This is a genomic window from Mycolicibacterium aubagnense, from assembly GCF_010730955.1.
In the GTDB taxonomy this organism is placed as follows: Bacteria; Actinomycetota; Actinomycetes; order Mycobacteriales; family Mycobacteriaceae; genus Mycobacterium; species Mycobacterium aubagnense.
In genome coordinates this window covers 5543833-5570704 of the sequence record NZ_AP022577.1, presented here as the reverse complement: position 1 = coordinate 5570704, position 26872 = coordinate 5543833, and the positions used below count along the sequence as shown (strand labels likewise).

At 67.5% G+C, this 26872-nt stretch carries 26 protein-coding genes; 13 read left to right on the top strand and 13 right to left on the bottom strand.

Going from position 1 to position 26872, the window contains the following annotated elements:
• Positions 1-14 precede the first annotated feature (14 nt).
• Together G6N59_RS26605 and wrbA are read left to right on the top strand one after the other, a co-directional pair.
• Positions 15-1442 carry a phytoene desaturase family protein gene (locus tag G6N59_RS26605; protein WP_179970241.1) on the top strand — a complete coding sequence of 476 codons (1428 nt, stop codon included), beginning with the start codon at positions 15-17 and terminating at the stop codon, positions 1440-1442.
• A gap of 14 nt (positions 1443-1456) precedes the next feature.
• Positions 1457-2056 carry an NAD(P)H:quinone oxidoreductase gene (wrbA, locus tag G6N59_RS26600; protein WP_138229901.1) on the top strand — a complete coding sequence of 200 codons (600 nt, stop codon included), beginning with the start codon at positions 1457-1459 and terminating at the stop codon, positions 2054-2056.
• Positions 2057-2264: 208 nt separating this feature from the next.
• Here the strand turns inward: wrbA and ilvC are convergent, their stop codons facing one another.
• From ilvC to G6N59_RS26585, 3 genes are all read right to left on the bottom strand, one after another.
• Positions 2265-3266, bottom strand: a complete 1002-nt coding sequence (ilvC, locus tag G6N59_RS26595) for a ketol-acid reductoisomerase (RefSeq protein ID WP_179970391.1) — start codon at positions 3264-3266, stop codon at positions 2265-2267.
• Positions 3267-3349: 83 nt separating this feature from the next.
• A complete protein-coding gene (gene ilvN, locus G6N59_RS26590; RefSeq protein WP_138229899.1) occupies positions 3350-3856 on the bottom strand; it encodes an acetolactate synthase small subunit in 507 nt (168 codons plus the stop codon).
• Positions 3857-3893: 37 nt separating this feature from the next.
• Positions 3894-5744 carry an acetolactate synthase large subunit gene (locus tag G6N59_RS26585; RefSeq protein WP_138229898.1) on the bottom strand — a complete coding sequence of 617 codons (1851 nt, stop codon included), beginning with the start codon at positions 5742-5744 and terminating at the stop codon, positions 3894-3896.
• A gap of 260 nt (positions 5745-6004) precedes the next feature.
• Here G6N59_RS26585 and G6N59_RS26580 point away from each other — a divergent pair, with 260 nt between their 5' ends.
• Positions 6005-6415 carry a PH domain-containing protein gene (locus tag G6N59_RS26580; protein ID WP_138229897.1) on the top strand — a complete coding sequence of 137 codons (411 nt, stop codon included), beginning with the start codon at positions 6005-6007 and terminating at the stop codon, positions 6413-6415.
• Between the two features lie 11 nt (positions 6416-6426).
• On the opposite strand, the gene G6N59_RS26575 is transcribed toward G6N59_RS26580, so the two are convergent.
• Positions 6427-7347 (bottom strand): DoxX family protein, encoded by a 921-nt coding sequence (locus G6N59_RS26575; RefSeq protein WP_138229896.1) that lies wholly within the window; start codon positions 7345-7347, stop codon positions 6427-6429.
• Positions 7348-7486: 139 nt separating this feature from the next.
• Here G6N59_RS26575 and G6N59_RS26570 point away from each other — a divergent pair, with 139 nt between their 5' ends.
• Together G6N59_RS26570 and G6N59_RS26565 are read left to right on the top strand one after the other, a co-directional pair.
• Positions 7487-8662 (top strand): PQQ-dependent sugar dehydrogenase, encoded by a 1176-nt coding sequence (locus tag G6N59_RS26570; RefSeq protein ID WP_191248091.1) that lies wholly within the window; start codon positions 7487-7489, stop codon positions 8660-8662.
• Positions 8663-8691: 29 nt separating this feature from the next.
• Positions 8692-9801: a hypothetical protein gene (locus tag G6N59_RS26565; RefSeq protein WP_138229895.1), complete on the top strand. Its 1110-nt coding sequence runs from the start codon at positions 8692-8694 to the stop codon at positions 9799-9801.
• Here the strand turns inward: G6N59_RS26565 and gatB are convergent.
• Positions 9798-11294, bottom strand: coding sequence for an Asp-tRNA(Asn)/Glu-tRNA(Gln) amidotransferase subunit GatB (gatB, locus tag G6N59_RS26560; protein ID WP_138229894.1), 1497 nt, complete (start codon positions 11292-11294; stop codon positions 9798-9800). The two genes, G6N59_RS26565 and gatB, sit on opposite strands and share 4 nt — an antisense overlap.
• Positions 11295-11352: 58 nt before the next feature.
• Between gatB and G6N59_RS26555 the strand changes: the two genes are divergently transcribed.
• On the top strand, positions 11353-12354 hold the full coding sequence (locus G6N59_RS26555; RefSeq protein WP_138229893.1) for a glycerophosphodiester phosphodiesterase family protein: 1002 nt from the start codon (positions 11353-11355) through the stop codon (positions 12352-12354).
• Here G6N59_RS26555 and G6N59_RS26550 read toward each other — a convergent pair.
• Genes G6N59_RS26550 through gatC form a run of 3 tightly spaced genes read right to left on the bottom strand, consistent with a single transcriptional unit; the run spans position 12351 to position 15200 of the window.
• Complete coding sequence (locus G6N59_RS26550) at positions 12351-13382, bottom strand: ATP-dependent 6-phosphofructokinase (RefSeq protein WP_138229892.1); 1032 nt, start codon at positions 13380-13382, stop codon at positions 12351-12353. The two genes, G6N59_RS26555 and G6N59_RS26550, sit on opposite strands and share 4 nt — an antisense overlap.
• 37 nt (positions 13383-13419) lie before the next feature.
• Positions 13420-14904: an Asp-tRNA(Asn)/Glu-tRNA(Gln) amidotransferase subunit GatA gene (gatA, locus tag G6N59_RS26545; protein WP_138229891.1), complete on the bottom strand. Its 1485-nt coding sequence runs from the start codon at positions 14902-14904 to the stop codon at positions 13420-13422.
• Positions 14901-15200, bottom strand: a complete 300-nt coding sequence (gatC, locus tag G6N59_RS26540; RefSeq protein ID WP_138229890.1) for an Asp-tRNA(Asn)/Glu-tRNA(Gln) amidotransferase subunit GatC — start codon at positions 15198-15200, stop codon at positions 14901-14903. Before gatC ends, gatA begins: the two co-directional genes overlap by 4 nt.
• Positions 15201-15368: 168 nt before the next feature.
• On the opposite strand from gatC, the gene G6N59_RS26535 reads away from it, so the two are divergent.
• From G6N59_RS26535 to G6N59_RS26515, 5 genes are all read left to right on the top strand, one after another.
• Positions 15369-16034 (top strand): ACT domain-containing protein, encoded by a 666-nt coding sequence (locus G6N59_RS26535; protein WP_138229889.1) that lies wholly within the window; start codon positions 15369-15371, stop codon positions 16032-16034.
• Positions 16035-16125: 91 nt separating this feature from the next.
• Positions 16126-16737 carry a DUF4178 domain-containing protein gene (locus tag G6N59_RS26530; protein WP_138229888.1) on the top strand — a complete coding sequence of 204 codons (612 nt, stop codon included), beginning with the start codon at positions 16126-16128 and terminating at the stop codon, positions 16735-16737.
• A 5-nt stretch (positions 16738-16742) separates the two neighbouring features.
• Positions 16743-17159, top strand: coding sequence for a DUF4247 domain-containing protein (locus G6N59_RS26525; protein ID WP_138229887.1), 417 nt, complete (start codon positions 16743-16745; stop codon positions 17157-17159).
• Between the two features lie 37 nt (positions 17160-17196).
• Positions 17197-17655, top strand: coding sequence for a DUF350 domain-containing protein (locus G6N59_RS26520; protein ID WP_138230071.1), 459 nt, complete (start codon positions 17197-17199; stop codon positions 17653-17655).
• Entirely contained in the window at positions 17655-19235 is a 1581-nt protein-coding gene (locus tag G6N59_RS26515) for a polyamine aminopropyltransferase (RefSeq protein ID WP_138229886.1), read from the top strand. The genes G6N59_RS26520 and G6N59_RS26515 overlap by 1 nt, the downstream gene beginning before the upstream one ends.
• Here the strand turns inward: G6N59_RS26515 and ligA are convergent.
• Positions 19232-21304 carry an NAD-dependent DNA ligase LigA gene (gene ligA, locus G6N59_RS26510; RefSeq protein ID WP_138229885.1) on the bottom strand — a complete coding sequence of 691 codons (2073 nt, stop codon included), beginning with the start codon at positions 21302-21304 and terminating at the stop codon, positions 19232-19234. The two genes, G6N59_RS26515 and ligA, sit on opposite strands and share 4 nt — an antisense overlap.
• Positions 21305-21357: 53 nt before the next feature.
• Here ligA and G6N59_RS26505 point away from each other — a divergent pair, with 53 nt between their 5' ends.
• Entirely contained in the window at positions 21358-21753 is a 396-nt protein-coding gene (locus G6N59_RS26505; RefSeq protein WP_138229884.1) for an MmcQ/YjbR family DNA-binding protein, read from the top strand.
• On the opposite strand, the gene G6N59_RS26500 is transcribed toward G6N59_RS26505, so the two are convergent.
• From G6N59_RS26500 to G6N59_RS26490, 3 genes are read right to left on the bottom strand one after another with little or no spacing between them, the layout of a single operon-like run.
• Complete coding sequence (locus tag G6N59_RS26500; protein ID WP_138229883.1) at positions 21731-22372, bottom strand: class I SAM-dependent methyltransferase; 642 nt, start codon at positions 22370-22372, stop codon at positions 21731-21733. The two genes, G6N59_RS26505 and G6N59_RS26500, sit on opposite strands and share 23 nt — an antisense overlap.
• 10 nt (positions 22373-22382) lie before the next feature.
• A complete protein-coding gene (locus tag G6N59_RS26495; RefSeq protein ID WP_138229882.1) occupies positions 22383-23708 on the bottom strand; it encodes an ABC1 kinase family protein in 1326 nt (441 codons plus the stop codon).
• Positions 23709-23750: 42 nt separating this feature from the next.
• Positions 23751-24875 (bottom strand): M24 family metallopeptidase, encoded by a 1125-nt coding sequence (locus tag G6N59_RS26490; RefSeq protein WP_138229881.1) that lies wholly within the window; start codon positions 24873-24875, stop codon positions 23751-23753.
• Positions 24876-24942: 67 nt separating this feature from the next.
• Between G6N59_RS26490 and G6N59_RS26485 the strand changes: the two genes are divergently transcribed.
• Complete coding sequence (locus tag G6N59_RS26485) at positions 24943-25893, top strand: 5'-3' exonuclease (RefSeq protein ID WP_138229880.1); 951 nt, start codon at positions 24943-24945, stop codon at positions 25891-25893.
• A gap of 119 nt (positions 25894-26012) precedes the next feature.
• Here the strand turns inward: G6N59_RS26485 and G6N59_RS26480 are convergent, their stop codons facing one another.
• The gene (locus G6N59_RS26480; RefSeq protein ID WP_138229879.1) at positions 26013-26753 is read right to left on the bottom strand and encodes a DUF4333 domain-containing protein; all 741 of its coding nucleotides are present in this window, start codon (positions 26751-26753) and stop codon (positions 26013-26015) included.
• Between the last annotated feature and the right edge of the window lie 119 nt (positions 26754-26872).

The window sequence follows — 26872 nt, the reverse complement described above, 5'->3', positions numbered from 1 at the left end:
ACTACCATCAAGTGGTGGACGTCACCGTCGTCGGCAGTGGACCCAACGGACTGGCGGCGGCCGTCGTCTGCGCCCGAGCAGGGCTGTCGGTCCGCGTCATCGAAGGCCAGCCGACCCCCGGCGGCGGCGCCCGCAGCGCCCCCGATCCCGAATATCCAGGCATTTTGCACGACGTCTGCGCGGCGGTGCATCCACTGGCGTTCGCCTCACCGTTCTTCCGTGATTTCGGCCTCGCGGACCGCATCACGTTGAACGTGCCGGAGGTTTCCTATGCCAACCCATTGCCAGGGCGTCCCGCCGCGCTGGCCTACCGCGATTTCGAGCGCACCTGCGCCGAGCTGGCTGATGGGGCGTCGTGGCGCTGGCTGTTGGGACCGATGGTGCAACGAAGCGAGGCTGCCGCCGCGTTCGTGCTCGGCGACAAGAGATCATTGCCGCCCGACCTGGTGACCTCGGCCCGGCTCGCGCTGCGGATGGTGACGCAGGGCAGTCCGGCATGGGGGCTGCTCCGTGGCGAGGACGCCCGCGCGTTGTTCACCGGCGTTGCCGCGCACACGATCTCGCAGATGCCTTCGATGACGTCCTCGGGCCTGGGCATGATGCTGGCCGTGCTGGCCCATTCGGTGGGATGGCCGGTGCCGACCGGCGGCAGCCAAGCGATTCCTGAGGCACTGATCGCCGACTTGCTGGCCCACGGTGGTGAAGTGGTGGTCGGCGAGGAGGTCACCGAACCGCCGCAGGGAGTGGTCCTCTACGACACGCCCGCCAAGGCGTTGTTGGACATCTACGGCGACCGGCTACCGACGCGCTACGCCGCGAGGTTGCGAGGGCTGCGGACCAACCCCGGCGTGGCGAAAGTCGATTTCGTACTGTCCGATGAAATCCCTTGGCGTGACTCACGATTGGCCAGCACGGTCATGATCCACCTCGGTGGTGAGCGGGCCCGGATGGTTCTTGCGGAACGCGAGATCGCGAGCGGACGGCACGCGGAGTGGCCGATGGTGCTCGCTGCCTCACCACACATCGCCGACCCGACCCGGATCGACGACCATGGCCGTCGACCGTTCTGGAGCTATGTCCACGTGCCCCGTGACTCACCGGTCGACCAGACCGAAGCGGTCATCGAAATCATGGAGCGCTTTGCCCCCGGGTTCCGCGACATCATCGTCGCGACCCGTGGCGTTCCTGCGTCGCAGCTGGCCGAACACAACGCGAACCTGACGGGCGGCGATATCACCGGTGGCGGCAACAGCGCATGGCGGGCGCTCGCCGGGCCGACGCTGCGTCTGAATCCGTGGGCCACGCCGATTCCCGGTGCCTATCTCTGCTCGGCCGCCACTCCCCCGAACGGCGGCGTGCACGGCATGGCCGGTCTCTACGCCGCCCGGACCGTGCTCCATCGTGAATTCGGAGTGAAGACGCTGCCGTCGCTGGCGCCATAGTGTTGGCTTGGCTCATGGCCAAGCTTTCTGTCATCTACTACTCCGCAACCGGGCACGGCACGTCCATGGCACAGCGTGTGGCGAGCACCGCTGAATCGTTGGGTGCCGACGTGCGACTGCGTCCCGTCGTCGAGACCGCGGACCCCGAGTCCTTCGCCCACAACCCGGCATGGACCGCGAATTACGAAGCGACCAAAGACCTTCCGACCGCCACGGGCGACGACATCGTCTGGGCCGACGCCGTGATCTTCGGCTCGCCGACCCGCTTCGGCTCGGTCGCGTCGCAGCTGCGCGGGTTCTTGGACTCGCTCGGCGGACTCTGGTCGCAGGGCATGCTGGCCGACAAGGTCTACGCCGGGTTCACCTCGTCCAACACCGCGCACGGCGGGCAGGAGACCACGCTGCTGTCGCTGTACATCACGCTGATGCACTGGGGCGGCATCATCGTCCCACCCGGCTACACCGACCCGCTCAAGTTCGCCGACGGCAACCCGTACGGCGTGAGCCTGCTGGCCAACCACGACAACATCCGCCAGTTCGACGACAACACCTACGCCGCGCTGGATCACCTGGCGGAGCGGGTCGTGAGCGTGGCCGACCGCCTCGGTTCGTAGCCCGTCACCCACGCTCGGCGTGTCGGCTCCTTTGCGGCACTTGCGATGTGAGCCCGTCAGCATGTGGTGACAACGTCAGCCCGAACTGACAGCTCCAGATCGGACATGTCGCCGAGAGCGGCTTCCGAAGGCTGAAACGACGAAAGGCCGGTTACCGCACGCTGTTTCGCGTGCAGTAACCGGCCAGTCGGCGCCTGAGCTTCAGAGACTAGGCGGTCTCGGTGATCGGCCGGTCGACCCAGCTCATCAGGTCGCGCAGCTTCTTGCCGGTGACCTCGATCGGGTGCTCGGCGTTGGCCTTGCGCAGACCCTCGAGTTCCTTGTTGCCGCCCTCGACGTTGGCGACCAGGCGCTTGACGAAGGTGCCGTCCTGGATGTCCTTCAGGATGGCGCGCATGCGGTCCTTGGTGTCGGCGTCGATGACGCGCGGACCGGACAGGTAGCCACCGAACTCAGCGGTGTCGGACACCGAGTAGTTCATGCGGGCGATGCCACCCTCGTACATCAGGTCGACGATCAGCTTGAGCTCGTGCAGCACCTCGAAGTAGGCCATCTCCGGTGCGTAGCCGGCCTCGACCATGACCTCGAAACCGGTCTTGACCAGTTCCTCGGTACCGCCACAGAGAACGGCCTGCTCACCGAACAGGTCGGTCTCGGTCTCTTCCTTGAAGGTGGTCTTGATGACGCCGGCGCGGGTGCCGCCGATGCCCTTGGCGTAGGACAGCGCCAGCGCCTGGCCCTCGCCCTTGGGGTCCTGGTCGATGGCGATCAGGGCCGGGACGCCCTTGCCGTCGACGAACTGACGGCGCACCAGGTGGCCGGGACCCTTGGGGGCGACCATGCCGATGGTGACGTTGGCCGGGGGCTTGATCAGGCCGAAGTGGATGTTGAGGCCGTGGCCGAAGAACAGCGCGTCGCCGTCCTTGAGGTTGGGCTCGATGTCGTTCGTGAAGATCTCGGCCTGAGCGGTGTCGGGCGCCAGCAGCATGATGACGTCGGCCCAGGCGGCGACGTTGGCCGGGGTGTCGACCTCGAGGCCCTGCTCGGTGACCTTCTCGCGGGACTTCGAGCCCTCCTTCAGGCCGACCTTGACCTGCACACCCGAGTCGCGCAGCGAAAGCGAATGTGCGTGACCCTGGCTGCCGTAGCCGATGACGCCGACCTTGCGACCCTGGATGATCGACAGGTCCGCATCGTCGTCGTAGAACATCTCAACTGCCACTTGCTTTTCCTTACCCTTGTTTCTGTTGTTGAAGCTCTGTTATTCGAAGTTTTGCTCGGGGTCCAGCTCGGTTACTTCGCCGCGCCGATGCCGCGCGGGCCGCGCGCCAACGAGACCACACCGGACTGCACCAGCTCGCGAATACCATACGGCTCCAGCACTCGCAGCAGTGCTTCGAGCTTCTCCTGGGTGCCGGTGGCCTCGACCGTCAGCGACTCGGTCGACACGTCGACGACCTTCGCGCGGAACAGGTTGACCGCCTCGATCACCTGACCACGGGTGGTGGCGTCGGCGCGCACCTTGATCAGCGCCAGCTCGCGGGAGACGGAGTTTTCCGGATCCTGCTCGACGATCTTGATGACGTTGATCAGCTTGTTGAGCTGCTTGGTGATCTGCTCGAGCGGCAGCTGCTCTTCGACGCAGACCACGATGGTCATGCGGGACATGTTCTTCTGCTCGGTGGCGCCGACCGCCAGCGACTGGATGTTGAAGCCGCGCCGGGAGAACAGCGCCGCAACGCGGGCGAGCACACCGGGGGTGTCCTCGACCAGGACCGACAGGGTATGGGTAGTCGTCATGGCACGCAGGTCCCTTCGTTCTTCGCGCAAGCGCTCATCACACCTGCTCCTCGTTGTCGAACAGCGGACGGATATCGCGCGCCGCCATGATCTCGTCATTGCTGGTGCCGGCGGCGACCATCGGCCACACCTGGGCGTCGGCCCCGACGATGAAGTCGATGACGACGGGGCGGTCGTTGATCTCCCGGGCCTGCCGGATGACGTCCTCGACATCCTCGGCGCGCTCGCAGCGCAGGCCGACGCAACCCAGCGCCTCGGCCAGCATCACAAAATCCGGGATGCGGTGCGAGTGCGTCGACAGGTTGGTCTGGCTGTAGCGCTCGTCGTAGAACAGCGTCTGCCACTGCCGCACCATGCCGAGGTTGCCGTTGTTGATCAGCGCAACCTTGATCGGTGCACCTTCGAGGGCGCAGGTGGCCAGCTCCTGGTTGGTCATCTGGAAGCAGCCGTCACCGTCGATGGCCCACACCTCGGCCTCCGGGCGGGCGAACTTGGCGCCCATCGCGGCCGGGATGGAGAAGCCCATGGTGCCGAGACCGCCCGAGTTCAGCCAGGTCTTCGGGTTCTCGTACTTGATGAACTGCGCGGCCCACATCTGATGCTGGCCGACGCCCGCGACGTACAGCGCGTCCGGTCCGGCGATCTGGCCCAGCTTCTCGATGACGAACTCCGGCGAGAGGCTGCCGTCGCTCTGCGGGCCGTAGCTCAGCGGGTAGGTCTCCTTGATGCCGCCCAGGTACGTCCACCAATCGGCCAGATCGAGCGTGTCGGCCGAGACGCCGTCGCGGCGCAGCGCCTCCAGCAGGTCCACGATGACGTTCTTGATGTCGCCGACGATCGGCACATCGGCGTGCCGGTTCTTGCCGATCTCGGCCGGGTCGATGTCGGCGTGGATCACCTTGGCGTCGGGCGCGAACGTCGACAGCTGACCGGTGACCCGGTCGTCGAAGCGGGTGCCGAGGGCGATCAGCAGGTCGCTCTTCTGCAGTGCGGCCACCGCGGACACCGTGCCGTGCATGCCCGGCATACCCATGTGCTGCGGGTGGCTGTCGGGGAACGCACCGCGCGCCATCAGGGTGGTGACGACGGGGATACCGGTCAGTTCGGCGAGCTCGAGCAGCTCCGCGGACGCCTCACCGCGGATGACGCCGCCACCGACGTACAGCACGGGCTTGTGCGACGCGGCGATCAGCTTGGCGGCCTCGCGGACCTGCCGGCTGTGCGGCTTGGTGTTGGGCTTGTAGCCGGGCAGGTCAATGACCGGCGGCCAGCTGAAGGTGCACTGCGCCTGCAGTACGTCCTTCGGGATGTCCACGAGGACGGCGCCGGGCCGGCCGGACGCGGCGATGTGGAACGCCTCGGCGATGACCTTGGCGATATCGTCGCCATTGCGGACCAGGAAGTTGTGCTTCGTGATCGGCATGGTGATGCCGGAGATGTCGGCTTCCTGGAACGCGTCGGTGCCGATCAGCCCGCGGCCGACCTGGCCGGTGATCGCGACCACAGGGATGGAGTCCATCTGGGCGTCCGCAAGCGGCGTGACCAGGTTGGTGGCACCCGGGCCCGAGGTGGCCATCATCACGCCGACCTTGCCGGTGGCGTGCGCGTAGCCCGACGCGGCGTGGCCTGCGCCCTGCTCGTGCCGGACCAGGACGTGGCGGACCTTCTTCGAGTCGTACAGCGGGTCGTAGACCGGCAGCACGGCACCGCCGGGGATGCCGAAGATGGTGTCGACATCGAGTTCCTCGAGCGACCGGACGACGGCCTGGGCACCGGTCATCTGCTGCGGGGCAACGGCTTTGGAAGAACCGTTCACCGTACCGCTGAGGCCACTGGGGCCGTTGGGCTGCTGCGTCGACTCTGGCGGTCGCGTGGTGGGTGCGCTCACTCTTGTCCTCTTGATCGTGTTGCGGTTTTGGCGTTCTCGGGCAAACAAAAAACCCCCGTCAGCGTGGGTGGCTGTACGAGGGTTGCGCGTCGATGCTTGTAGTCGGCTTACACAGCCTGGTCACGCACCAACGCGCCCAGTTACTACAAGCAATCCCGAGTTCTGCATAAGCAAGGACGGTAGTCCTCGCGGCGCGCGCAGGTCAAATCAGATCCACTGCAGGACACACCCGGCAACCCGCTGACGCGCCGCCTGGGAAGATGGCTGACGTGAGCCGCCGAACCGCTTCGCCCGCCGCCGGACCCGTCGTGATCAAGATCCCGGGGGTCGCCCATCTGGCGGTGGGGTTCTTCGCCATCGGACTGCTGGCCCTGGTGTTCGCCGGGCCGGCCTGGTGCGCGGCACTGCTCGTCATCCCGATCCTGTTGTCGGCGATGGTGATTCGCTACCGCACGGTGGCCGACAAGAAGGGCGTCACCGCGCGGTCGCTGCTCGGCAGCCGGACCGTGACGTGGCAGGACATCTCGGGTCTGCGCTTCGACGGCTCGAAATGGGCCAAGGCCGAATTGACCGACGGCACGGATCTGCGCCTGCCGGGTGTGACGTTCGCATCACTGCCCCTGCTGACCTCGGCCAGCGGTGGAGTCGTGCCCAACCCGTACAACGAATGAGCCGGCCCCGCTCAGTGCAGCGGGTTTGATCCGTTCAGCAGCATCCACACGCCGACGCCCGCACCGACGCCGATCAGCAGGCACAGGAACGATCCGATGAAGGGCCGCCGCGCCCAACCACGGCCGGCGTCGAAGCCGTAGAGCCCCGGGCCGGTGAGGGTCAGCCCCGCCGCCAGCACGATCATGGTCACCAGGTACTCGTGGCCTTCGGGCAGGAAGTACGGGAAGTAACCGTGCACGGGTTGTGCGGCGACCTCCACGGCCAGCGCGTTGACGAGATAACACAGGGCGACAGCGGCAGCCACCGGCGTGAAGAGCCCCAGCACCAGTAGGACACCGGCCCCGATCTGCGCACCGGTGGCGAGATAGGTCAGTATCCCGGCGTGCTGGAAGCCGGCCGCGGCGAGCGCGTGCTCGTATCCGTTCAGCCCCTGACCGCCCCACCAGCCGAACGCCTTCTGCAGTCCGTGGACCACCAGCCAGGCGCCCAGACCGACGCGCAACACCATGAGCCCCAGGTCCTGAGAGCCGCGGCGTTTGGCCACGCGCACGCGGGCCTCGGTCTCCGGATCGGGCTCTATCTCGGCGGGCCCCAATGCGTGCTGGGAGGCCTGCTCCGCACTCCGCTCCCGGGGTTGCACATACGGGAGCGGCTCCGGTTCGTGCATCAGATCGAACGCCATCGAGGACGGCGCCCCGGACGACATCGCCGACGGTGTAGCGGTGACCTCGGTTGCATCGTCGGACGACGCGGCGTCGAACCGCGGGATGGCGGTGGTCGCCGCCGTCTCACCGCCATCTGTACCGCCACCGCCGCGGTAGGTCGTGATGGGCAGGTCGTCTTCGGGATCGACCAGGCGTGCCGACGCGGGCCTGGCGGCCGGCTCATCGGGCCGTTGCCATGCACGCGGGTCATGGGAAGTACTGGTCATAGTTGCCAGGGTAAGTGCAATTGCACTGCTGACCGTGGATTTAAGCGGTGGTTTGACCGGCTTGTTCACGGGATTTGCCCACTCCGGCGCGCGGCCCCGACGTGGCGAGCACTGTCGAACAGTCCGTAACCTGGCGGGCATGACATTGCGGCGGTCGACGCGGACTGCGCTGACGAGGCCCGAACGCCGGCCGGAGCGTCCCAGCTCTGCACCCGCCCGACGGGTCCTGGCGCTGTGCGCCATCGCTTTGCTGGCGTTGCCCGGCTGCGCCCGTTTCGACTCGGCTGCGTCCGAGCCGTTCACCATCGAGCCGGACCTTGGCGGGGCGCCGAGCTCGACTCCGCCGCCGCCACCTCCGCTGCCGCCGACCCCGTTCCCGAAGGCGTGCCCGGCACCTGCCGTCCTGCAGGGCTGCCTGGAGAGCACCAGCGGCCTGATCATGGGTGGCGACAGCAAGTCGGCCATCGTCGCCGAACGGGTCACCGGCGCCGTCAAGAACATCGCCACGAACGCCGAACCCAAGGTCAAGACGGTAATCCCGGTCGACGCCTCCGGTGACGGCGGACTGATGGACATCGTGCTGTCACCGAGCTATCAGCAGGACCGGCTGATGTACGCGTACATCACCACCCCCACCGACAACCGGGTGGTCCGGATCGCCGACGGCGACGTGCCCAAGCCGATTCTCACCGGTATCCCCAAGGGCCCCACAGGCAACACCGGGGCGCTGATCTTCACCAGCCCTACGACCCTCGTGGTCCAAACCGGAGACGCCGGAAACCCCGCTGCCGCGGCCGATCCGGCTTCGCTGGCGGGCAAACTGCTGCGCATCGAACAACCCACGACGGTGAACCAGGCACCCCCGACCACCGCGCTGTCGGGCCTGGGTTCCGGCGGCTCAATGTGCATCGACGGCGCCAGCGGTGCGCTGTACATCACCGACCGCACCCCGACTGCCGATCGGCTGCAGAAGATCACCAAGGACTCGAAGGTGTCCACGGTGTGGAGCTGGCCGGACCGTCCCGGTGTCGCCGGCTGTGTGGCAACCGACAACACCGTCATGGTCAATCTGGTCAACACCAAGAAGACCGTCGCGCTGCGGCTGTCGAAGGACACGGGCGCGGTCACCGGTGACCCTGAGGCCCTCCGCACAGACACCCACGGCCATGTCTTCGCGCTGAAGCTCTCCCCCGACGGCAATGTCTGGGGGGCGACGATCAACAAGACGGCCGGCGACGTCGAGAAGTTCGACGACGTCGTGTTCCCGCTGTTCCCGCAGGGCGGATTCCCGCGTAGCACTGACGACAAGACGTAATTGGCGACCAACGTGCGAGGGGTCGCTCGATGATGCGCGCGTGCCCGGCCGACTTCGCTCGGCTGGCAGGCTATCTGGGTTTCGCCTGCGATGACGATTCGTGGGTCAAGCTGCGCAACCCACTGACCCTGGCCAACTGGACCATGCCGGTCGTCGAGCTGCTGATGCTGATCGGCGCGGCGCTGGCGTTGGCGTACGCGCTGCGGCGGGTCCGCCGGGACCCGACCGGAATCGCCATCTGGCTGGCGTCGGTGGCCTACGCCCTGGTGACCGAACTGCCCCGCCATCCACCCGACATCTTCGCCGGCACCCGGCTCGGGGTCATGTTGGTGCACAACGTGTTCAGCGTGGATTTCGTCGACGGACGGCTACCGCTGTACATCGTGGCGCTGTATCCGGCGACCATCACCCTGGCCTATGACATCGTCCGCGCCACCGGGGTGTTCGAACGGCGCGGTGCGGTCATCGGCGCCATCTGCGTCGGCTTCGTGCACGGCTGTGTCTACGGGGTGTTCGACCACCTCGGTCCGCAGCTGCGCTGGTGGGTCTGGAACACCGCCAACCCGCTGAACCACCCGACCCTGGGCTGCGTGCCGGTCAGCAGTTGGGTCAGCCTGGCGGTGGTCGGGCCTGCGGCGGTCGCGTTCCTGGTGCGGGTACTGGTCGAGCGGCGGGTGGAAGCGGGCGAACCTCCCGGGCTGCGGTCGCTGGCCTGGCGCATACCGGTCATCAGCGTGCTGGCCCCCGTCATCATGGGCCTGCTCAGCCTGCCCACATTGCTCTCGGCCCACCACAGCGCGACGCAGTACGCGGTCCTCGGCGTGGAGGTGACGGTGTTCACCCTCGTGGCGGTGCCGGTCCTGATACAGGACTGGCGGATCACGCGCCGCGTCGGCACGCAGCACCCGAGCCCGTACGTCCGCGTGTTCGGGGTGCTCTATCTACTCACCTTCACGGTGCTCTGGCTGGCCGCGCTGCCGGACTTCGCCGGCGCCATCGACGGCGTCACCGGCACCGGCACGCCGACCGGTAACCTGCCCTGCGCCGCGGTGTGTTTCGTGATCGCGGGCTACTGCGTCGCGGGCGTGTCGTCACTACGTCCGAGGACGACGCCCGCGCCGCAGGAGGCGCTGCACTAGCTGCAAGCCGCGATCACCAGTTCGCGGACGCGCGCCGCGTCGGCTTGGCCCTTGGTGGCCTTCATCACCGCGCCGACGATCGCGCCCGCGGCCTGGACCTTGCCGCCGCGGATCTTCTCGGCGATGTCCGGCTGAGCTGCCAGCGCCTCGTCGATGGCCGCCTGGATGAGCGAATCGTCGCGCACCACAACCAATCCGCGATCGTTCATCACCTGCTCGGGCTCACCCTCACCGGCCAGCACACCCTCGAGTACCTGACGGGCCAATTTCGCCGTCAACTTCCCTTCTTCCACGAGCTTGACCACCGCGGCGACCTGGGCCGGGGTGATGGCCAGCTCGTCGAGCGTCAGTTCGGCCTCGTTCGCCTTCTGCACCAGGAAGTTGCCCCACCACGCGCGGGCCGCCTCGCTGGACGCGCCGTGCTCGACGGTCGCCGCCACCAGTTCCACCGCGCCGGCGTTGACCAGGTCGCGCATCACTTCGTCGGAGACGCCCCAGTCGTCCTGAATCCGCTTGCGTACCAACCACGGAAGCTCGGGAATGGTGCCACGCAGCCGGTCCACCAACTCGGCCGACGGCGCGATGGGCTCCAGATCCGGCTCCGGGAAGTACCGGTAGTCCTCGGCGGTCTCCTTGCTGCGGCCGGACGTGGTGTGCCCGTCCTCGTGGAAGTGCCGGGTCTCCTGCGTGATGGTGCCGCCGGCCTGCAGTACGGCAGCCTGCCGGCGCATCTCGTAGCGGACCGCGACCTCGACGCTCTTGAGCGAGTTGACGTTCTTGGTCTCGGTGCGGGTGCCGAACTCCGCGGCGCCCTTGAGCTTGAGCGAGACGTTGGAGTCACACCGCATCGATCCCTGATCCATGCGCACGTCCGAAACGTCCAAGCCGCGCAACAGATCCCGCAGCGCCGTCACGTAGGCGCGGGCGATCTCCGGGGCGCGTTCGCCGGCGCCCTCGATGGGCCTGGTGACGATCTCGACGAGCGGCACACCGGCACGGTTGAAGTCGGCCAGCGAGGTGGTGGCGCCCGCGATGCGGCCGGTGTCACTGCCGAGGTGGGTCAGCTTGCCGGTGTCCTCTTCCATGTGCGCGCGCTCGATCTCGACGCGCCAGGTGCTGCCGTCCTCCAACGGGACATCGAGGTAACCGTTCACGGCGATGGGCTCGTCGTATTGGCTGATCTGGTAGTTCTTCGGCTGGTCCGGGTAGAAGTAGTTCTTCCGCGCGAACCGGCCCCACGGCGCGATGTCGCAGTTCAGCGCCAAGCCGATCCGGATGGCGGACTCCACGGCGGCCGCGTTGACCACCGGCAATGCGCCCGGCAGGCCCAGGCACACCGGGCACACCAGCGTGTTCGGCTCGGCGCCGAACCGGTTCGCACAACCACAGAACATCTTGGTCTCGGTGGACAGCTCGACATGGACTTCCATGCCCATGACGGGCTCGTACGTCGCGAGGACGTCGTCGTAGTCGAGAAGGTCTGCGTCAGCCATGCGTTGAATCCTAGTTGTCGTTCACCGGCCATTTCCTCGGCCCGGTTACCCTCCGCGGATGCTCGCACGCATCGGCGCCCTGCTGACCGCCTTCGCGCTGACCACCACGCCTGTCGCTGCGGCCGCTCCCGACGGCTTCGACCTGCAAGCGCACCGCGGCGGCCGGGGCGAGACCACCGAGGAATCGCTACGCGCCTTCACCAAGGCCATCGAACTCGGCGTCACCACGTTGGAGCTCGACATCGTCCTTTCCAAGGACGGTGCACCCATGGTGTGGCACGACCCGGCCATCCAGCCCGACAAGTGCACCGACACCGGCCCCGCCCGGCCCGGTGACCCGCAGTACCCCTACGTCGGCAAGCTCGTGCACGACCTCACCCGGGCGCAGCTGCAGACCTTGGACTGCGGCCGGTTGCTCAGCGGATTCCCGGCCGCCGAAGTGGTGACCGGGAACAAGATCGCCACCCTGGACCAGGTCTTCGCACTGGCCGACGCGCATCGGGCCGACGTCCGGTACAACGTCGAGACCAAGATCGAAGCCGACAAGCCCCAATCCTCCGCCACACCACAACAATTCGTCGACGTCATCCTCGGCGTCGTGCGGGCTGCCCACAAGGCCGACAAGGTCGAGATCCAGAGTTTCGACTGGCGCACCCTGCCGCTGGTCCGGCAGCAGGAACCCGGCGTCCCACTGGTGGCGCTGTGGGATGAGACGACCTGGGTGCCGAACTCGGCATGGACCGCCGACGTGAACCCGGCAGTGGTCACCGATCCCATCGCCGGGGCAGCGTCGGTCGGCGCGAACATCCTGTCCCCTGGTTATTCGGTCCCCTACGGGATGACCCCGAGAGATCCAGGATTCGCGCTCGTAGCCGACAAGGCATTCATCGACCGCGCACATGCCCTCGGGCTCAAGGTGATTCCGTGGACGATCAACGACGCCGACACCATGCGCGCCCAGATCGCCTCCGGCGCCGACGGCATCATCACCGACTACCCGAGCCGGCTGCGCGCGGTGGAGTCCGAGCTGGGCATGCCACTGCCACCGGCCTACCGCTAGCCGAAGAATTCCGCGGCGTCGTCGTACCGGGTTTGCGGCACCAGCTTCAGCTGACGCACCGCGTCCGCCAACGGCACCCGACCGATCTCCTGGCCCCGCAGCGACACCATCATCCCGTACTCCCCCGAGTGCGCGGCGTCGGCGGCGTTGATCCCGAACCGGGTGGCCAGCACCCGGTCATGTGCCGTCGGGATGCCCCCGCGCTGCACATGACCGAGCACGGTGGTGCGTACTTCCTTCCGGATCCGCTTCTCGATCTCGACCGCCAGCTGCTGGGCGACACCGGTGAACTTCACATGCCCGAATTCATCAATTCCGCCGTCGCGCAACTGCATTGCCCCCTCGGCCGGCCGCGCCCCTTCGGCGACGACGCAGATGAAGTGGGAATCGCCCCGCACGAAGCGCTGTTTCACCAGGCGGCACACCTCTTCGATATCGAACGGCTGTTCCGGGATCAGGGTCATGTGGGCGCCGGCGGCCATGCCGGCGCCGAGCGCGATCCAGCCGGCATGGCGACCCATCACCTCGACGAGCATCACCCGCTGATGCGATTCCGCGGTGCTGTGCAGCCGGTCGATGGCCTCGGTCGCGATCATCAGCGCGGTGTCGTGGCCGAAAGTGACGTCAGTGCAATCGATGTCGTTGTCGATGGTCTTGGGCACGCCCACGACGGGCACGTTCTCCTCGGCCAGCCAGTGCGCCGCCGTCAGCGTGCCCTCGCCGCCGATCGGGATCAGCACGTCGATGCCGTTGTCCTCGAGCGTCTGCTTGATCTGGTCCAGCCCGGCTCGCAGCTTGTCGGGATTGACCCGCGCAGTACCCAGCATGGTGCCGCCCTTGGCGAGCAGCCGGTCGTTGCGGTCGTCGTTCTTGAGTTGTTCCCGACGGTTCTCGAGCAGGCCGCGCCAACCGTCGCGGAACCCCACGACCGTCGAGCCGTACCGCACGTCGCACGTGCGGACCACCGCCCGGATCACCGCATTCAAGCCAGGACAGTCACCGCCACCGGTCAGCACGCCTATCCGCATGCCCCCATACTGCCGGGTTTTGCTTCGGCGAGCAGAACTACACCGGCGAGGGCAGGGCGCCGCGGGCGGCTTCGTAGGCCGCGCCGACGCGATACAGCCGGTCGTCTGCCAGGGCCGGCGCCATGATCTGCAGACCCACCGGCAGGTTGTCGTCGGGCGAGAGGCCCGACGGCACCGACATACCGCAGTGCCCGGCCAGGTTCAGCGGCAGCGTGCACAGGTCGAACAGGTACATCGCCAGCGGGTCGTCGACCTTCTCGCCGATGCCGAAGGCGGTGGTCGGGGTGGTCGGGGTGACCAGTACGTCGACCTTCTCGTAGGCCTGGTCCAGGTCGCGAGCGATCAGGGTGCGCACCCGCTGGGCCTGGTTGTAGTAGGCGTCGTAGTAGCCCGACGACAGGGCGTAAGTACCGATCATGATGCGGCGCTTGACTTCCGGGCCGAAGCCGGCGGCGCGAGTCAGCGCCATGACCTCTTCGGCGCTGTGAGTGCCGTCGTCACCGACCCGCAGGCCGTAGCGCATCGCATCGAAGCGGGCCAGGTTCGACGACACCTCGGACGGCAGGATCAGGTAGTAGGCCGCCAGCGAGTAGTCGAAGTGCGGACAGTCGACCTCTGTGATCTCGGCGCCGAGCTCAGTCAACTGGTCCACCGCGGCGTTGAACGACGACAGCACACCGGGCTGGTAGCCCTCACCGGTGTGCAGCTGCTTGACCACACCGATCCGGACGCCCTTCAGGTCACCGCCGGCGCCGGCCCGAGCCGCACCGACCACGTCGGGCACGGGAGCGTCGACCGAGGTGGAATCGCGGGGATCGTGGCCGGCGATCACCTGGTGCAGCAGCGCGGTATCCAGCACCGTCCGGGCGCACGGCCCGCCCTGGTCGAGCGACGACGCACACGCGATCAAGCCGTACCGCGACACCGTGCCGTAGGTGGGCTTGACACCGACGGTCGCGGTCAGCGCGGCAGGCTGACGGATGGAGCCACCGGTGTCGGTGCCGATCGCGAGCGGCGCCTGGAACGCCGCGAGCGCCGCGGCGCTACCCCCACCGGAACCACCCGGCACGCGGTTGACGTCCCACGGGTTGCGGGTGGGGCCGTAGGCCGAGTTCTCGGTGGACGACCCCATGGCGAACTCGTCCATGTTGGTCTTGCCGAGGATCGGGATTCCGGCGGCGCGCAACTTGGCGGTCAGGGTCGCGTCGTACGGCGACCGCCAGCCCTCCAGGATCTTCGAGCCGGCCGTGGTCGGGGCGTCGGTCGTGGTGAAAACGTCCTTGAGGGCCAACGGAACACCGGCGAGCGGCGACGCCAGCGGCTCGCCCGCGGCCACCTGCTTGTCGACCGCGGCGGCGGCGGCCAGAGCCTCGTCGGCACCGACATGCAGGAACGCGTGGTAGCGCTCGTCGGTGGCGGCGATCTGGTCCAGGTGCGCCTGGGTGACCTCGGTCGCCGACACGTCGCCCGCGGCGATCTTCTCGCCGAGCGTGGCGGCGTCGAAACGAATCAGGTCACTCACTCTGTTTCTCCCAAGATGCGGGGCACGGCGAACCGCCCGTCCTCGGCCCGTGGGGCCTCCGCCAGCGCCTGGTCCTGCGCGAGGCTCGCCACTTCGACGTCCGGCCGCGTGATGTTGACCTCTTTGAGCGGGTTACCGGTCGCCTCGATCCCCGTGACGTCGACGGCCTGAATCTTGCCGACGTGCGCCAGGATGGCATCGAGCTGGCCTGCGAAACTGTCCAGCTCACCGTCGGTCAGGGCGAGCCGGGCCAGATTCGCCAGATGGGCGACATCGTCCCGGGAAATCTTCGACACAGCGAAACAGCCTAGTGGGGGCCGGACGACGATCGACCGGCGAGGCACGAGCCGCGCTGTGGGGGCACCTCCCGCTTGCGGGGCAACGTGCGGCAATCGTGCCCGACCGTGACACGCACCGCACCCGCACGTCCTGCCGTAGCCACGACGCTATGCCAGAGTTGTGGCGTGTCCTCCTATCTCCTGCGGGTCCAGCTCGAAGACCGCCCCGGTAGCCTCGGCTCGCTGGCGGTGGCTCTCGGCTCGGTGGGCGCCGACATCCTGTCGCTCGACGTTGTTGAGCGCGGTCCGGGCTACGCCATCGACGACCTGGTGGTCGAGCTGCCGCTCGGGTCCATGCCCGACACCCTGATCACGGCCGCCGAGGCCCTCAATGGCGTGTATGTGGACAGCATTCGGCCCCACACCGGACTGCTCGAGGCCCATCGCGAACTGGAACTGATCGACCACGTGGCCGCCGCCAAGGGCAAGACGGCCCGCCTCCAGGTGCTGGCCGACGAAGCGCCGCGCGTTCTGCGGGTCGGCTGGTGCGTGGTGGTGACCGGCGGTAAGGAAGGCGTGGTGCCCCACCGCATCACCGGCAGCCCCGGTGCGCCCGAGACGCTCGCCGACTCCGCGCCGTGGCTGCCGCTGGAACACGCTGCCGCCCTGGACGCGACCGGCGACTGGGTGCCGCAGTTCTGGCGGGATATCGACACCACCCTGGCCGCGGCGCCGTTGGGTGACTCGCACACCGCGATCATGCTCGGGCGCCCGGGCGGACCGGCCTTCCGGCCGTCGGAGGTCGCCCGGCTCGGATACCTCGCGGGCATCGTCGCGACCATCGTGCGCTAGCTGGTCGCTCTGCGCCACTTCACCTGCGGGAATACGGTCGCTGCAGCGTCGAAACTGCTAGCGTGAGCCCACATCTCGCTGGAGGGTGCACGTGAGCACATTTCTGATCGTCATCGGTGTCCTGCTGATGATCGCGGCCATCGTTGTCGTGGTGCTCGCCTTCACCCGGGCCAAGAAGCCCGAGAAGCCAGGCGCCCGCCAGGACCCACTGAAGTCCGGCGAGATGCCGGTGTTCGGACCCAAGCAGCTGGGCCCTGGCGCAATCGTCAGCTACGGCGGCGTCGACTACGTGGTGCGGGGCTCGGTGACCTACCGCGAAGGGCCGTTCGTCTGGTGGGAGCATCTGCTGGAAGGCGTTCAGGGAGAACCTATCTGGTTCAGCGTCGAGGAGGACGAGGGACGTCTGGAACTCGCGTTCTGGACCAAGCGGCCCGACCTGATCTTGCAGCCCGGCGGCCCCCACACCGTCGACGGCGGGCAGTACAGCGAAGTCGAGCGCGGCACCGCGCGCTACACCTGCGAGGGCACCACGGGCCTACCGCCGCAGGGCGAGATGAACTACGTCGACTACGCCACCGCGGGCCGCGCTGCCCTGCTGAGTTTCGAGCAGTGGTCACCCAATTCACCATGGGAGGTGTCGACCGGCAAGCTCATGTTGCCCGGTGAGCTCACGGTGTACCCCGCTCCCCCCGCGGGTTCGTAGGTGCCATGACCAGGGGCAAGATGCTGATCCTCGCCGGAGTGCTGGCGGTCGCATCGGTGATCTGCCTGGCGATCGGCATCAGTACCGCCCGCACCGTGCAGTCGTACGTCAAAGATCACTATCAGAACGTCGGCAACAACACCTACCGATGCGACGGGTCGCCGAGCGACGTGGCCGACGACCTCGCCGAGGCCCACGCTCCGCAGGCACGCGCAACGGACAGCGGCAACTACTACCTGCGGTACAGCGACTCCATCGTGATCGTCGGGCCCGGCTCGGGTCAGTCGTGCGCCATCCGGTTGGAGAGCCTGAGCTCCGGATACAACCACGGCAGCTACTTCTTTCTGGGCCCTGGCTTCAGTCCGGGTTCCCCGTCGCACAGTTCCGGCGGCAGCTCGGGCGGACCGGGCGGCGTCAAGTGATACATCAGGCAATCAAGTGAAACCCGAGGAGACTCCGATGTACCTGGCCGCCATCGACTTCGGCACCGTCCACACCGATACCATCATCCAGAACGTCGTCAGCTCGGTGCTGTACTTCCTGGTGGGAGTGCTGGTGCTGGCCGCCGGCTTCCTCATGGTCGACGCGTTGACACCCGGCAGCCTCCGCCGGCAGGTGTTCGTCGAACGGCGGCCCAACGCGGTGGCTGTCACCGCCGCGATGGATATCTCGCTGGCCGCCATCATCATCACCGCGATCCACTCGAGCTCCGACCGTCTCGGGCAGGGTTTGATCGACACGTTGATCTACGGGCTGATCGGCGTCGCCCTTCAGGGGCTGGCCCTGGTGGCCGTGGAGTTGTTGGCGCCCGGCCACTTCCGGGGCGACATCCACGCCGAGGATTTCCACCCCGCCGCCGTGGCGGTCGCCGTGGTGCTGCTGGCCATCGGCGGCATCAATGCCGCCGCCCTCACCTGATGGTGACGGAAACCCCAGCGGCCCAGGCGGCCCCCGGACCTGCGGTCGGAACGCGTTGGCGCGCGCTGCTTTTGGCGGCGGTGTCGGCGTGCGCCGCGTGCGGCATCGTCTATGAGCTTGCGCTGCTGACCCTTTCGACGAGTCTGAACGGCGGCGGCGTGGTGTCGACATCGCTGATCGTCGCGGGCTACGTCGCGGCCCTGGGCGTCGGCGGGCTGTTGGCCAAGGCCCTGCTGGCCCGCGCGGCAATCAGTTTCATCGCGGTGGAGACGACACTGGGTGTCGTGGGCGGACTGTCGGCGACGGTGCTGTACGTGACGTTCGCTTTCCTCGGCGACTCCGACTGGGTGTTGGGAGTAGCGACAGCCCTGATCGGCGGTTTGGTCGGCGCGGAAGTGCCGCTGCTGATGACGCTGTTGCAGCGGGACCGGGTCGCCGGTGCCACCGACGCCGGCCGGGTGCTGGCCAACCTCAATGCCGCCGACTATCTGGGCGCCCTGCTGGGCGGTCTGGCATGGCCATTTCTGGTCTTGCCGCACCTGGGCATGATCCGCGGCGCCGCCGCCACCGGAATGATCAACCTGGCTGCCGCAGCGGTGGTTTCGGTCTTTCTGTTACGCCGCATCCTGAGCCGGCGCGAATTCATCGGCGCGCTGAGCGCCCTGGTGCTGGCGTTCGCGGTGCTGGGCGGGTTGTTGGCGGCCGCCGACGGCATCGAGACCACGTCGCGGCAGCGGCTGTATGCCGACCCGATTGTGGCCTATCGGCATTCGGCATACCAGGAGATCGTGGTGACCCGCCGTGGCGACGACACCCGGCTGTATCTCGATGGCGGATTGCAGTTCTCGACCCGCGACGAGTACCGGTACACCGAATCGCTGGTCTACCCGGCGTTGGGCCAGGGCGCCCGCTCGGTGCTCGTGATCGGCGGTGGCGACGGTCTGGCAGCGCGAGAATTGTTGCGTCAGAAAGGTATCGACAGAATCGTCCAGGTCGAACTGGATCCGGCGGTGGTCGCGATTGCGCGCACCACATTGCGGGACGCCAACGCCGATGCGCTCGACGATCCGCGCGTTCAGCTGATTCTCGACGACGCCATGACGTGGCTGCGGGTCCCGCACCCCGAAGTCGCGCCGCCGGGCGGATTCGACGCAATCATCGTCGACCTGCCGGACCCCGACAACCCGGTTCTGGGCCGACTCTATTCGACGGAGTTCTACAGCCTGGCCGCCCGGGCGCTGGCGCCCCAGGGACTGTTGGTGGTGCAGTCCGGCAGTCCGTACTCGACGCCGATCGTGTTCTGGCGCGCGGTGTCCACCATCGCGTCCGCGGGATTGGCCGTGACGCCGTACCACATCGAGGTGCCGACATTCGGCGACTGGGGTTTCACGCTGGCCCGTCGCGGCGCCGCGCCACCGGTGCCCATCCTACCCAAAGACGCTCCCCCGCTTCGCTTTCTGAATCAGCAGGTGCTCGACGCCGCCACCGTCTTCGCGCCCGACACTGCCCCCCAACACCTGCCGCCGTCGACTCTGGAGCATCCGCTGATCGTCGACGACATGCGGCGCGGATACCGCTAGTCGTCGGGGCTATCCTCCGCCGCTGGTCCCTCCTCCAGCAGCCGCCGGAAGCCGTCCTCGTCGAGGATCGGCACGCCGAGCTCAACGGCCTTGTCGTACTTGGACCCTGGTGCGTCACCGGCCACCACGTAGGCGGTCTTCTTCGACACCGACCCGGCCGCCTTGCCGCCGCGGACCAGGATCGCCTCTTTGGCCTCGTCGCGCGAGAACCCCGTCAGCGAACCGGTCACCACGATGGACAGCCCTTCCAGGGTGCGCTCGATGCCGGCGTCGCGTTCGTCGGCCATCCGCACACCCGCGGCGCGCCACTTGTCCACGATGGCGCGGTGCCAGTCGACGGTGAACCAGTCGATCACCGCCGCGGCGATGGTCGAACCGACGCCCTCGACCGCGGCCAGCTGTTCCTCGGAGGCTTCGGTAATCGATTGCAGGTCACCGAATTCCGCGGCGAGTGCGCGGGCCGCCGTCGGGCCGACGTGCCGGATGGACAGCGCCACCAGCACTCGCCACAGCGGCTGCTGCTTGGCCTTACCGAGGTTGGCCAGCAGACGTGCGCCGTTGGCGGAGAGCTCGCCCTTCTGGGTCTTGAACAGGTTGGTACGCAACAGGTCGTCAGCGGTGAGATCGAAGACGTCACCCTCGTCGGTGATCACGCCGGCGGCCAGCAGCGCGGTGGCCGCCTCATAACCGAGGCCCTCGATGTCGAAGGCACCGCGGCCCGCGACGTGGAACACGCGCTCGCGCAGCTGCGCCGGGCATGACCGGGTGTTGGGGCAGCGAATGTCGGCGTCGCCCTCCTTCGACGGCGCGAGGGTGCTGCCACACTCGGGACATGTTGCAGGCATGACGAATTCGCGCTCGGTGCCGTCACGCACGTCGACCACCGGGCCGAGCACCTCGGGGATGACGTCACCGGCCTTACGGATCACCACGGTGTCGCCGATCAGCACGCCCTTGCGCTTGACCTCGGTGGCGTTGTGCAACGTCGCCAGGCCGACCGTCGACCCCGCCACGGTGACGGGTTCCATATAGGCGAATGGCGTGACCCGGCCGGTGCGCCCCACACTGACCCGGATATCGAGCAGCTTGGTGGTGACTTCCTCGGGCGGGTACTTGTACGCGATGGCCCAGCGTGGCGCCCGGCTGGTGGCACCGAGGCGCCGCTGCAACGTCCGGTCGTCCAATTTGACCACCAGACCGTCGATTTCGTGATCGACATCATGACGATGCTCACCCCAGTAGGCGACGCGTTCGGCCACCGCGGCGATACCCGTGACGCGAGTGGTGTGGTCCGATACCGGCAGCCCCCAGGCCTTCAGCGCGCGATACGCGTCGTGCAGCGACGCCGGCTCGAAGCCCTCGGTAAGCCCCAGACCGTGGCAGATCATGTGCAGCCGACGGCGCGCCGTGACGGCCGGGTTCTTCTGCCGCAACGACCCTGCGGCGCTGTTGCGCGGATTGGCGAACGGCGCCTTGCCTTCCTCCACCAGGCTGGCGTTGAGCGCCGCGAAGTCCTCGACGCGGAAGTACACCTCGCCGCGGACTTCCAGCACGGCGGGGACCGGGAATTCATCGGTTCCGCTGAGCACCTCGGGCACGTCGGTGATGGTGCGGGCGTTGAGCGTCACATCCTCACCCGTGCGGCCGTCGCCACGCGTCGCGCCGCGGACCAGCTTGCCGTCGCGATAGACCAGTGCGAGCGCGACGCCGTCGACCTTGAGCTCGCAGAGGTATTCGAGGTCACCGCCCAGCTCGTTCGACAGCCGGGCCGCCCATGCCGTCAGCTCGTCGCTGTTGAACGCGTTGTCGAGCGACAGCATGCGTTCCAGGTGCTGGGCCTCCCCGAACTCGGTGGCGAACCCCGCACCGCCGACCAGCTGCGTCGGCGAATCCGGCGTGCGCAGTTCAGGGTAGGTATCTTCGAGTTGTTGCAGCTCTCCCAGCAGCTTGTCGAACTCACCGTCGGAGATGATCGGTGCGTCCTTGACGTAGTAGCGGAACTGATGGCCGCGAACTTCTTCGGCCAGTTCCTGCCATTGCCGGCGCACGTCGGGATCGGGTGAGCTCACCCGGTAAGGCTAGCGAAGGGGTCTGACAGGGCGAGTGCCGATAGGCTGGGCACGTGCCGCATCCGATCATGTTCGACGATGACGACCCCGGCCTGGCGGAGCTGCGGATGGCGGCCCTGAGCTTCCCCGAGTCCTTCGAGAAAGTGTCGTGGGGCCGGCCCGTGTTCTGCGCGCCCAAGATGTTCGCGATATACGGCGGCAACTCGAAGACGACGGGCGAAATGGTCGCGTACCCGCATTCGGTCCTGGTCAAGGTCGACGAGTCGGACCGCGCCGCACTGGAACAGGATTCGCGCTTCTACTACCCCGCCTACCTGGGCCCGTCAGGCTGGCTCGGGCTGGATTTCACCGCGGCGAAGGTCGACTGGGACGAGGTCCGCGAACTGCTGGACGCGTCGTTCCGGCTGATCGCGACGAAGCGGTTGGTCAAGCTGCTCGACGCGCCATAAGGTAAGCCTGCGGAGTAGACTCGAGTCCGTCGTCAAGTTGCCGAACCAGCTCGGCATAGACGCGAAATCCACTCTTCGACAACAGGTCTGCGACGGCATGCGGTTGGCGGCGGATGAACGTCAAGTTCACCCGCGCACCGTCGAAGTCGGTCAGCACGCGCGGTTCCTCCCCAACCTGGAATGCCAGAAGGACCACCCCGCCGGGCGCGAGCACCCGGTGGAACTCAGCAAACACTGCCGGCAGATGCGTGTCCGGGACATGGATGATCGAGTACCACGCGCACAGCCCGCCGACGCTGCAGTCGGACACATCGAGGTCCAGCATCGACCCCACCCGAAAAGACAGACCCGGGTTGTGCCGCCGTGCCTGCGCAATCATGTTGGGAGACAGATCGATTCCCGTGACATCCAGGCCGGCAACGGCAAGTGCCGCGGTGGCCACGCCGGTACCGCAACCCACATCGAGCACTCTGGTCCCGGGGTGCACCAGCGCGGCGAAGGCGCCGATCATGGCGCGATCCACCGGCCTGTCGTCGAGATGGCGCTGGAAGCGCGCGACGTAGTGCGCCGCACTGCGGTCGTAGCCGTCACGGGTCAATGTGACGAAGTCGGGTTCCACGGCAGCGTCGTCAGTCCTCGCGGAATCCGGGCACCCACTTCTCGACGATCTCGGCGTAGTTGATGGTCGCGTCCAGCTGCGCGGCAATGCCGAGCAGACCGCCGAGCACCCGGAACATCATCAGGTAATTGGCAGGCAGGTTCAGTTGCCTGCTGGTCTTGAACGTCGCGGCGAACTGCTCGCTGCGGATGTCCGCGGCGGTGGCGACGATGCCCTGCAGCCACTTGCGACTGAAGTGGAAGCTCTTGTGCCGCAATGGTTCGATGTACGGCAGTAGGTAGGCGTTGATCTCATCGTGAGACACCGTGGCCCCCGGCGGGATGAAGCCTTCCTCCCGCAGGTAGTCCGTCATCTCCTGCCACTTCTCGTCACGCGCAAGCCGCAGGATCGGCCCGGTCGCGCGCGGCAGACCGCCCTCGTGGACTGCGACGGCACCGAAATCCATGACGCCGAACCGGCCGTCGTCGAGCAACATGAAATTGCCGGGATGGGTGTCGACATGGAGCAGCCCACAGCGGTATGGGGCGCTGATGGTGACCTCGAGCAGCATGTGCGCGCACCGGTTGCGCTCGTCTTCGGAACCATTGGCGATGATCTCGGAAAGCTTGCGGCCCTCCATCCACTCGGTGATGACCACCTTCGGCGACGACGCGACGACTGCGGGCACATAGAACTGCGGGTCGCCGGCAAAGGCCTTGGCAAAGGCACGCTGATAGTCCGCCTCGATCCGGTAGTTCAGTTCTTCCTCGGTGCGCTCGATGAGCTCGTCGATGATGCTCTTCACGTCGGCGCCGGGCACCACCTGCTTGAACAACGACGTCAGCATCCGCAGCGTCTTGAGGTCGGCTCGTACCGCCTCCTCGGCGCCCGGGTACTGCACCTTCACCGCGACGCGGCGGCCGTCGCCCCACACCGCACTGTGCACCTGGCCGATGCTCGCGGAGGCGACCGGCTTGTCGTCGAAGGACTGGAAGCGCTCGCGCCACTTGGTGCCCAACTGGGCGTCGAGTACGCGATGTACCTTGTCTGCCGGCAGCGGCGGGGCGTCGCTCTGCAGTTTCGTGAGGGCTTCGCGATAGGGCTCGGCGTACGCCGGCGGGATGGCGGCCTCCATGACCGAAAGCGCTTGTCCGAGCTTCATGGCTGCGCCCTTGAGCTCCCCCAGCACCTGGAACAGCTGCTCGGCAGCCTTCTCGACCAGCTCGGCGTTGACATCCTCTTTCGACTTGCCGGCCATGCGCTTGCCGACGCCCAGGACGGCGCGGCCGGCGATGCCGGCAGGAAGGGTTGCCAGTTTGACGGCACGTCCCGTGCGGCCACGGCGAATTTCAGCCATGGCGTCGATCTTGTCTTTCTTAGCCGATCTTGACAACAACCGCTACGAAACCGGCACAACCACCAACTCGTGCGGCTGGTTGTTCATCGACACGCAGCCGTCGTCCGTGACGACGACGATGTCCTCGATCCGGGCACCCCAGTGCCCTGCGAAATACACGCCGGGCTCGACGCTGAACGCCATGCCCGGCTCGAGCGTCAGCGCATTCCCCGCCACGATGTAGGGCTCCTCGTGAACCGACAGTCCGATGCCGTGGCCGGTGCGGTGGACGAACACCTCGGCCAGTCCCTCGGCGGCCAGCACGTCGCGGGCCGCGGCGTCGATCTGCTCGGCGGTCATCCCGGGCCGGACCGCCGCCACCGCTGCCGCCTGTGCCCGCTGCAGCACCGAATACTGTTGCGCCACGACGGGATCGGGTTCGCCGATGCTGTAGGTCCTGGTGCAGTCCGAGTTGTAGCCGGGCTCGACAGGCCCGCCGATGTCGACGACGACGATGTCACCCACCTGCAATTCCCGGTTGGAGCATTCGTGGTGCGGGTCCGCCCCGTTCGGGCCGGAGCCGACGATGATGAACGCCACCTCCGAATGGCCCTCGGCGACAATCGCTTCGGCGATGTCAGCGGATACGTCGGCCTCGGTGCGTCCCGGCACCAGGAACCCGGGTACCCGCGCGTGCACCCGGTCGATGGCCGCACCGGCCTTCAGCAGGGCGTCGATCTCGCTGGGGTCCTTGATCATTCGCAACTGCCGAAGCACGTCGGTGGCCAGCACCGGCACGGCACCGAGGACCCCGGCCAGCGGTAACAGATGCAGTGCGGGCATGGCATCCGTCACCGCGACGGCACTGCCCGGCAACGCGGCAGCCACCAGCGCGTAGGGGTCGTCGCCGTCGACCCAATCCTGAACCGCCAGGCCCAGTTCCAGGATCGCCGACTCTTTCAGCGACGCCAGCTCCAGCCGCGGCACCACAACCGTCGGTGTCGCACCGTCAGCCGGCACGACGAGCGCCGTCAACCGCTCGAAGGTCTGCGCGCGCGAGCCCACCAGATACCGGAGGTCATACCCCGGGGTGATGACCAGCCCGGCCAGGCCGGCGGCGTGTGCGGCCGCGGCGGCCGAGCGCAGACGCGCGGCATAGACGTCGGTGTTGAATCGACCTGAGCTCATGGCAATAGGCTAGTGCGATGCTGATCGACATCCGTGACAGGCGGGCCCGAGTATGAACGAGCCGAGCGTGAGTCAGCCGATCCTGCTCCTCGACGGCGCCAGTATGTGGTTCCGCTCGTACTTCGGGGTGCCGTCCTCGATCACCGCGCCCGACGGCCGCCCCGTCAACGCGGTCCGCGGCTTCATCGACAACATCGCCGCCCTGGTTACCCAGCATCGCCCCAGCCGGCTGGTGGTGTGCCTGGACCTGGACTGGCGTCCGCAGTGGCGCGTCGACCTGATCCCGTCGTACAAGGCGCACCGGGTCGAAGAGATCACTGCAGGTGACGCCCCCGACATCGAGGAAGTGCCCGACGACCTCACGCCGCAGGTCGCCATGATCATGGAGCTGCTCGACGCGTTCGGTATCGCCACCGCGGGCGCACCGGGTTTCGAAGCCGACGACGTGCTGGGCACGCTGGCGACCCGGGAGCAGACCAGCCCCGCGATCGTGGTCAGCGGCGACCGTGACCTGTTGCAGCTGGCCAGCGATGACGAACCGGGAATCAGGGTGTTCTATATCGGCCGCGGCCTGGCCAAGGCCGTGCTCTACGGGCCCGCCGAGGTCGCCGAGAGCTACGGCGTCCCGCTGGATCGCGCCGGCGCCGCGTACGCCGAGCTGGCGCTGATGCGCGGTGACGCGTCCGACGGGCTGCCTGGCGTCGCCGGCATCGGCGAGAAGACGGCCGCCAGCCTGCTGCAGACCTACGGCTCACTGACGGCGATCGAGGCCGCCGCGCAGGACCCGACCTCGAAAATGGCTGCGGCGCAACGCAAGAAACTGCTTGCCGCCGCCGACTACATCACCGCTGCGCGCCCCGTCGTCCTCGTCGCGACCGATGCGCCGGTGTCGATGTCGACCGAATCCGACGCGCTGCCGCTCGCAGCCCGCGACCCGCAACGCGTGGCCGACCTGGCCGCCAAGTACGGCGTCACCAACTCGATCGCGCGGCTACAGAAGGCGCTCGACAAGCTATAGCGCGAGCTCCGCCAGATCTGCGCTCCGACGGCACACTCGGCGCGGATTCCTGGTGATCAGCAGCGAAAGCCCCCATCTCCGAGTGGAAGTGGGGGCTTTGCCGGCTGCTCGCGGGGAAACTACTTCGGGCGGCCTACCTCGTAGGTGCCGTTGTCGTCTTTGAAGGTGACCTTCACGGTGCGCTTGGTGCCGTCGATGTTCACGTCGCAGTCGAACGTCTGCCCGGACTTGACCTCAGGGTCGGCGCCGTTGTTGCACTTGACGTCCTTGACGTTCTTGGCGCCGTAACCATTGGTCTCGTCGGTCAGGACCTTCTGCACGCCGGACTGCGCGGCATTGACGTCGAGCTTGGTGGTGACGAAGAAGCCGGGCCACAGGAAACCGAGCACGCCGACGACCGCGACGATGACCGCGGCCACGACTCCACCGATGAGCAGCAGCGCCTTGTTCGACTTCTTGGCTGCCGGTGCGCCGAACTGCTGGTCGAACTGCTGCCCCGCGGCGCCCTCACCGAACTGCGGCTGACCGTACTGTCCCGGCTGGCCGTACTGGGGCTGGCCGTACTGCGGCTGGCCGTACTGCGGCTGGCCGTAGGCGCCCGGCTGGGGGTACGCCTGCTGTGGGTAACCCTGCGGGTACTGCTGCTGCGGGTAACCGGGAACCTGCTGCGCCCCGGGCTGCGCGGCACCGGGCTGCGCCCCCGGATACTGCTGCTGGTACTGCTCCGGGTTGTAGGCCGGCTGCTGACCCCACGCCGGGGCGGCAGTGGTCGGCTGCTCGGCGCCGGACGCCGGCTGCCCCCAAGCGGGCTGCTGACCTTGCCACGGCTGTGACGGATCAGTTCCCTCTGGACCGCTCATCGTCTCTCCTCGGTGCTCTACTACTCGGACATCATCCGGGCTGCTGGTCAACCACACTACCGGTGCCGCCGGTCATGGATGACCTGCACGCGGGACGCGTGTCTGGGCATTACTTAACC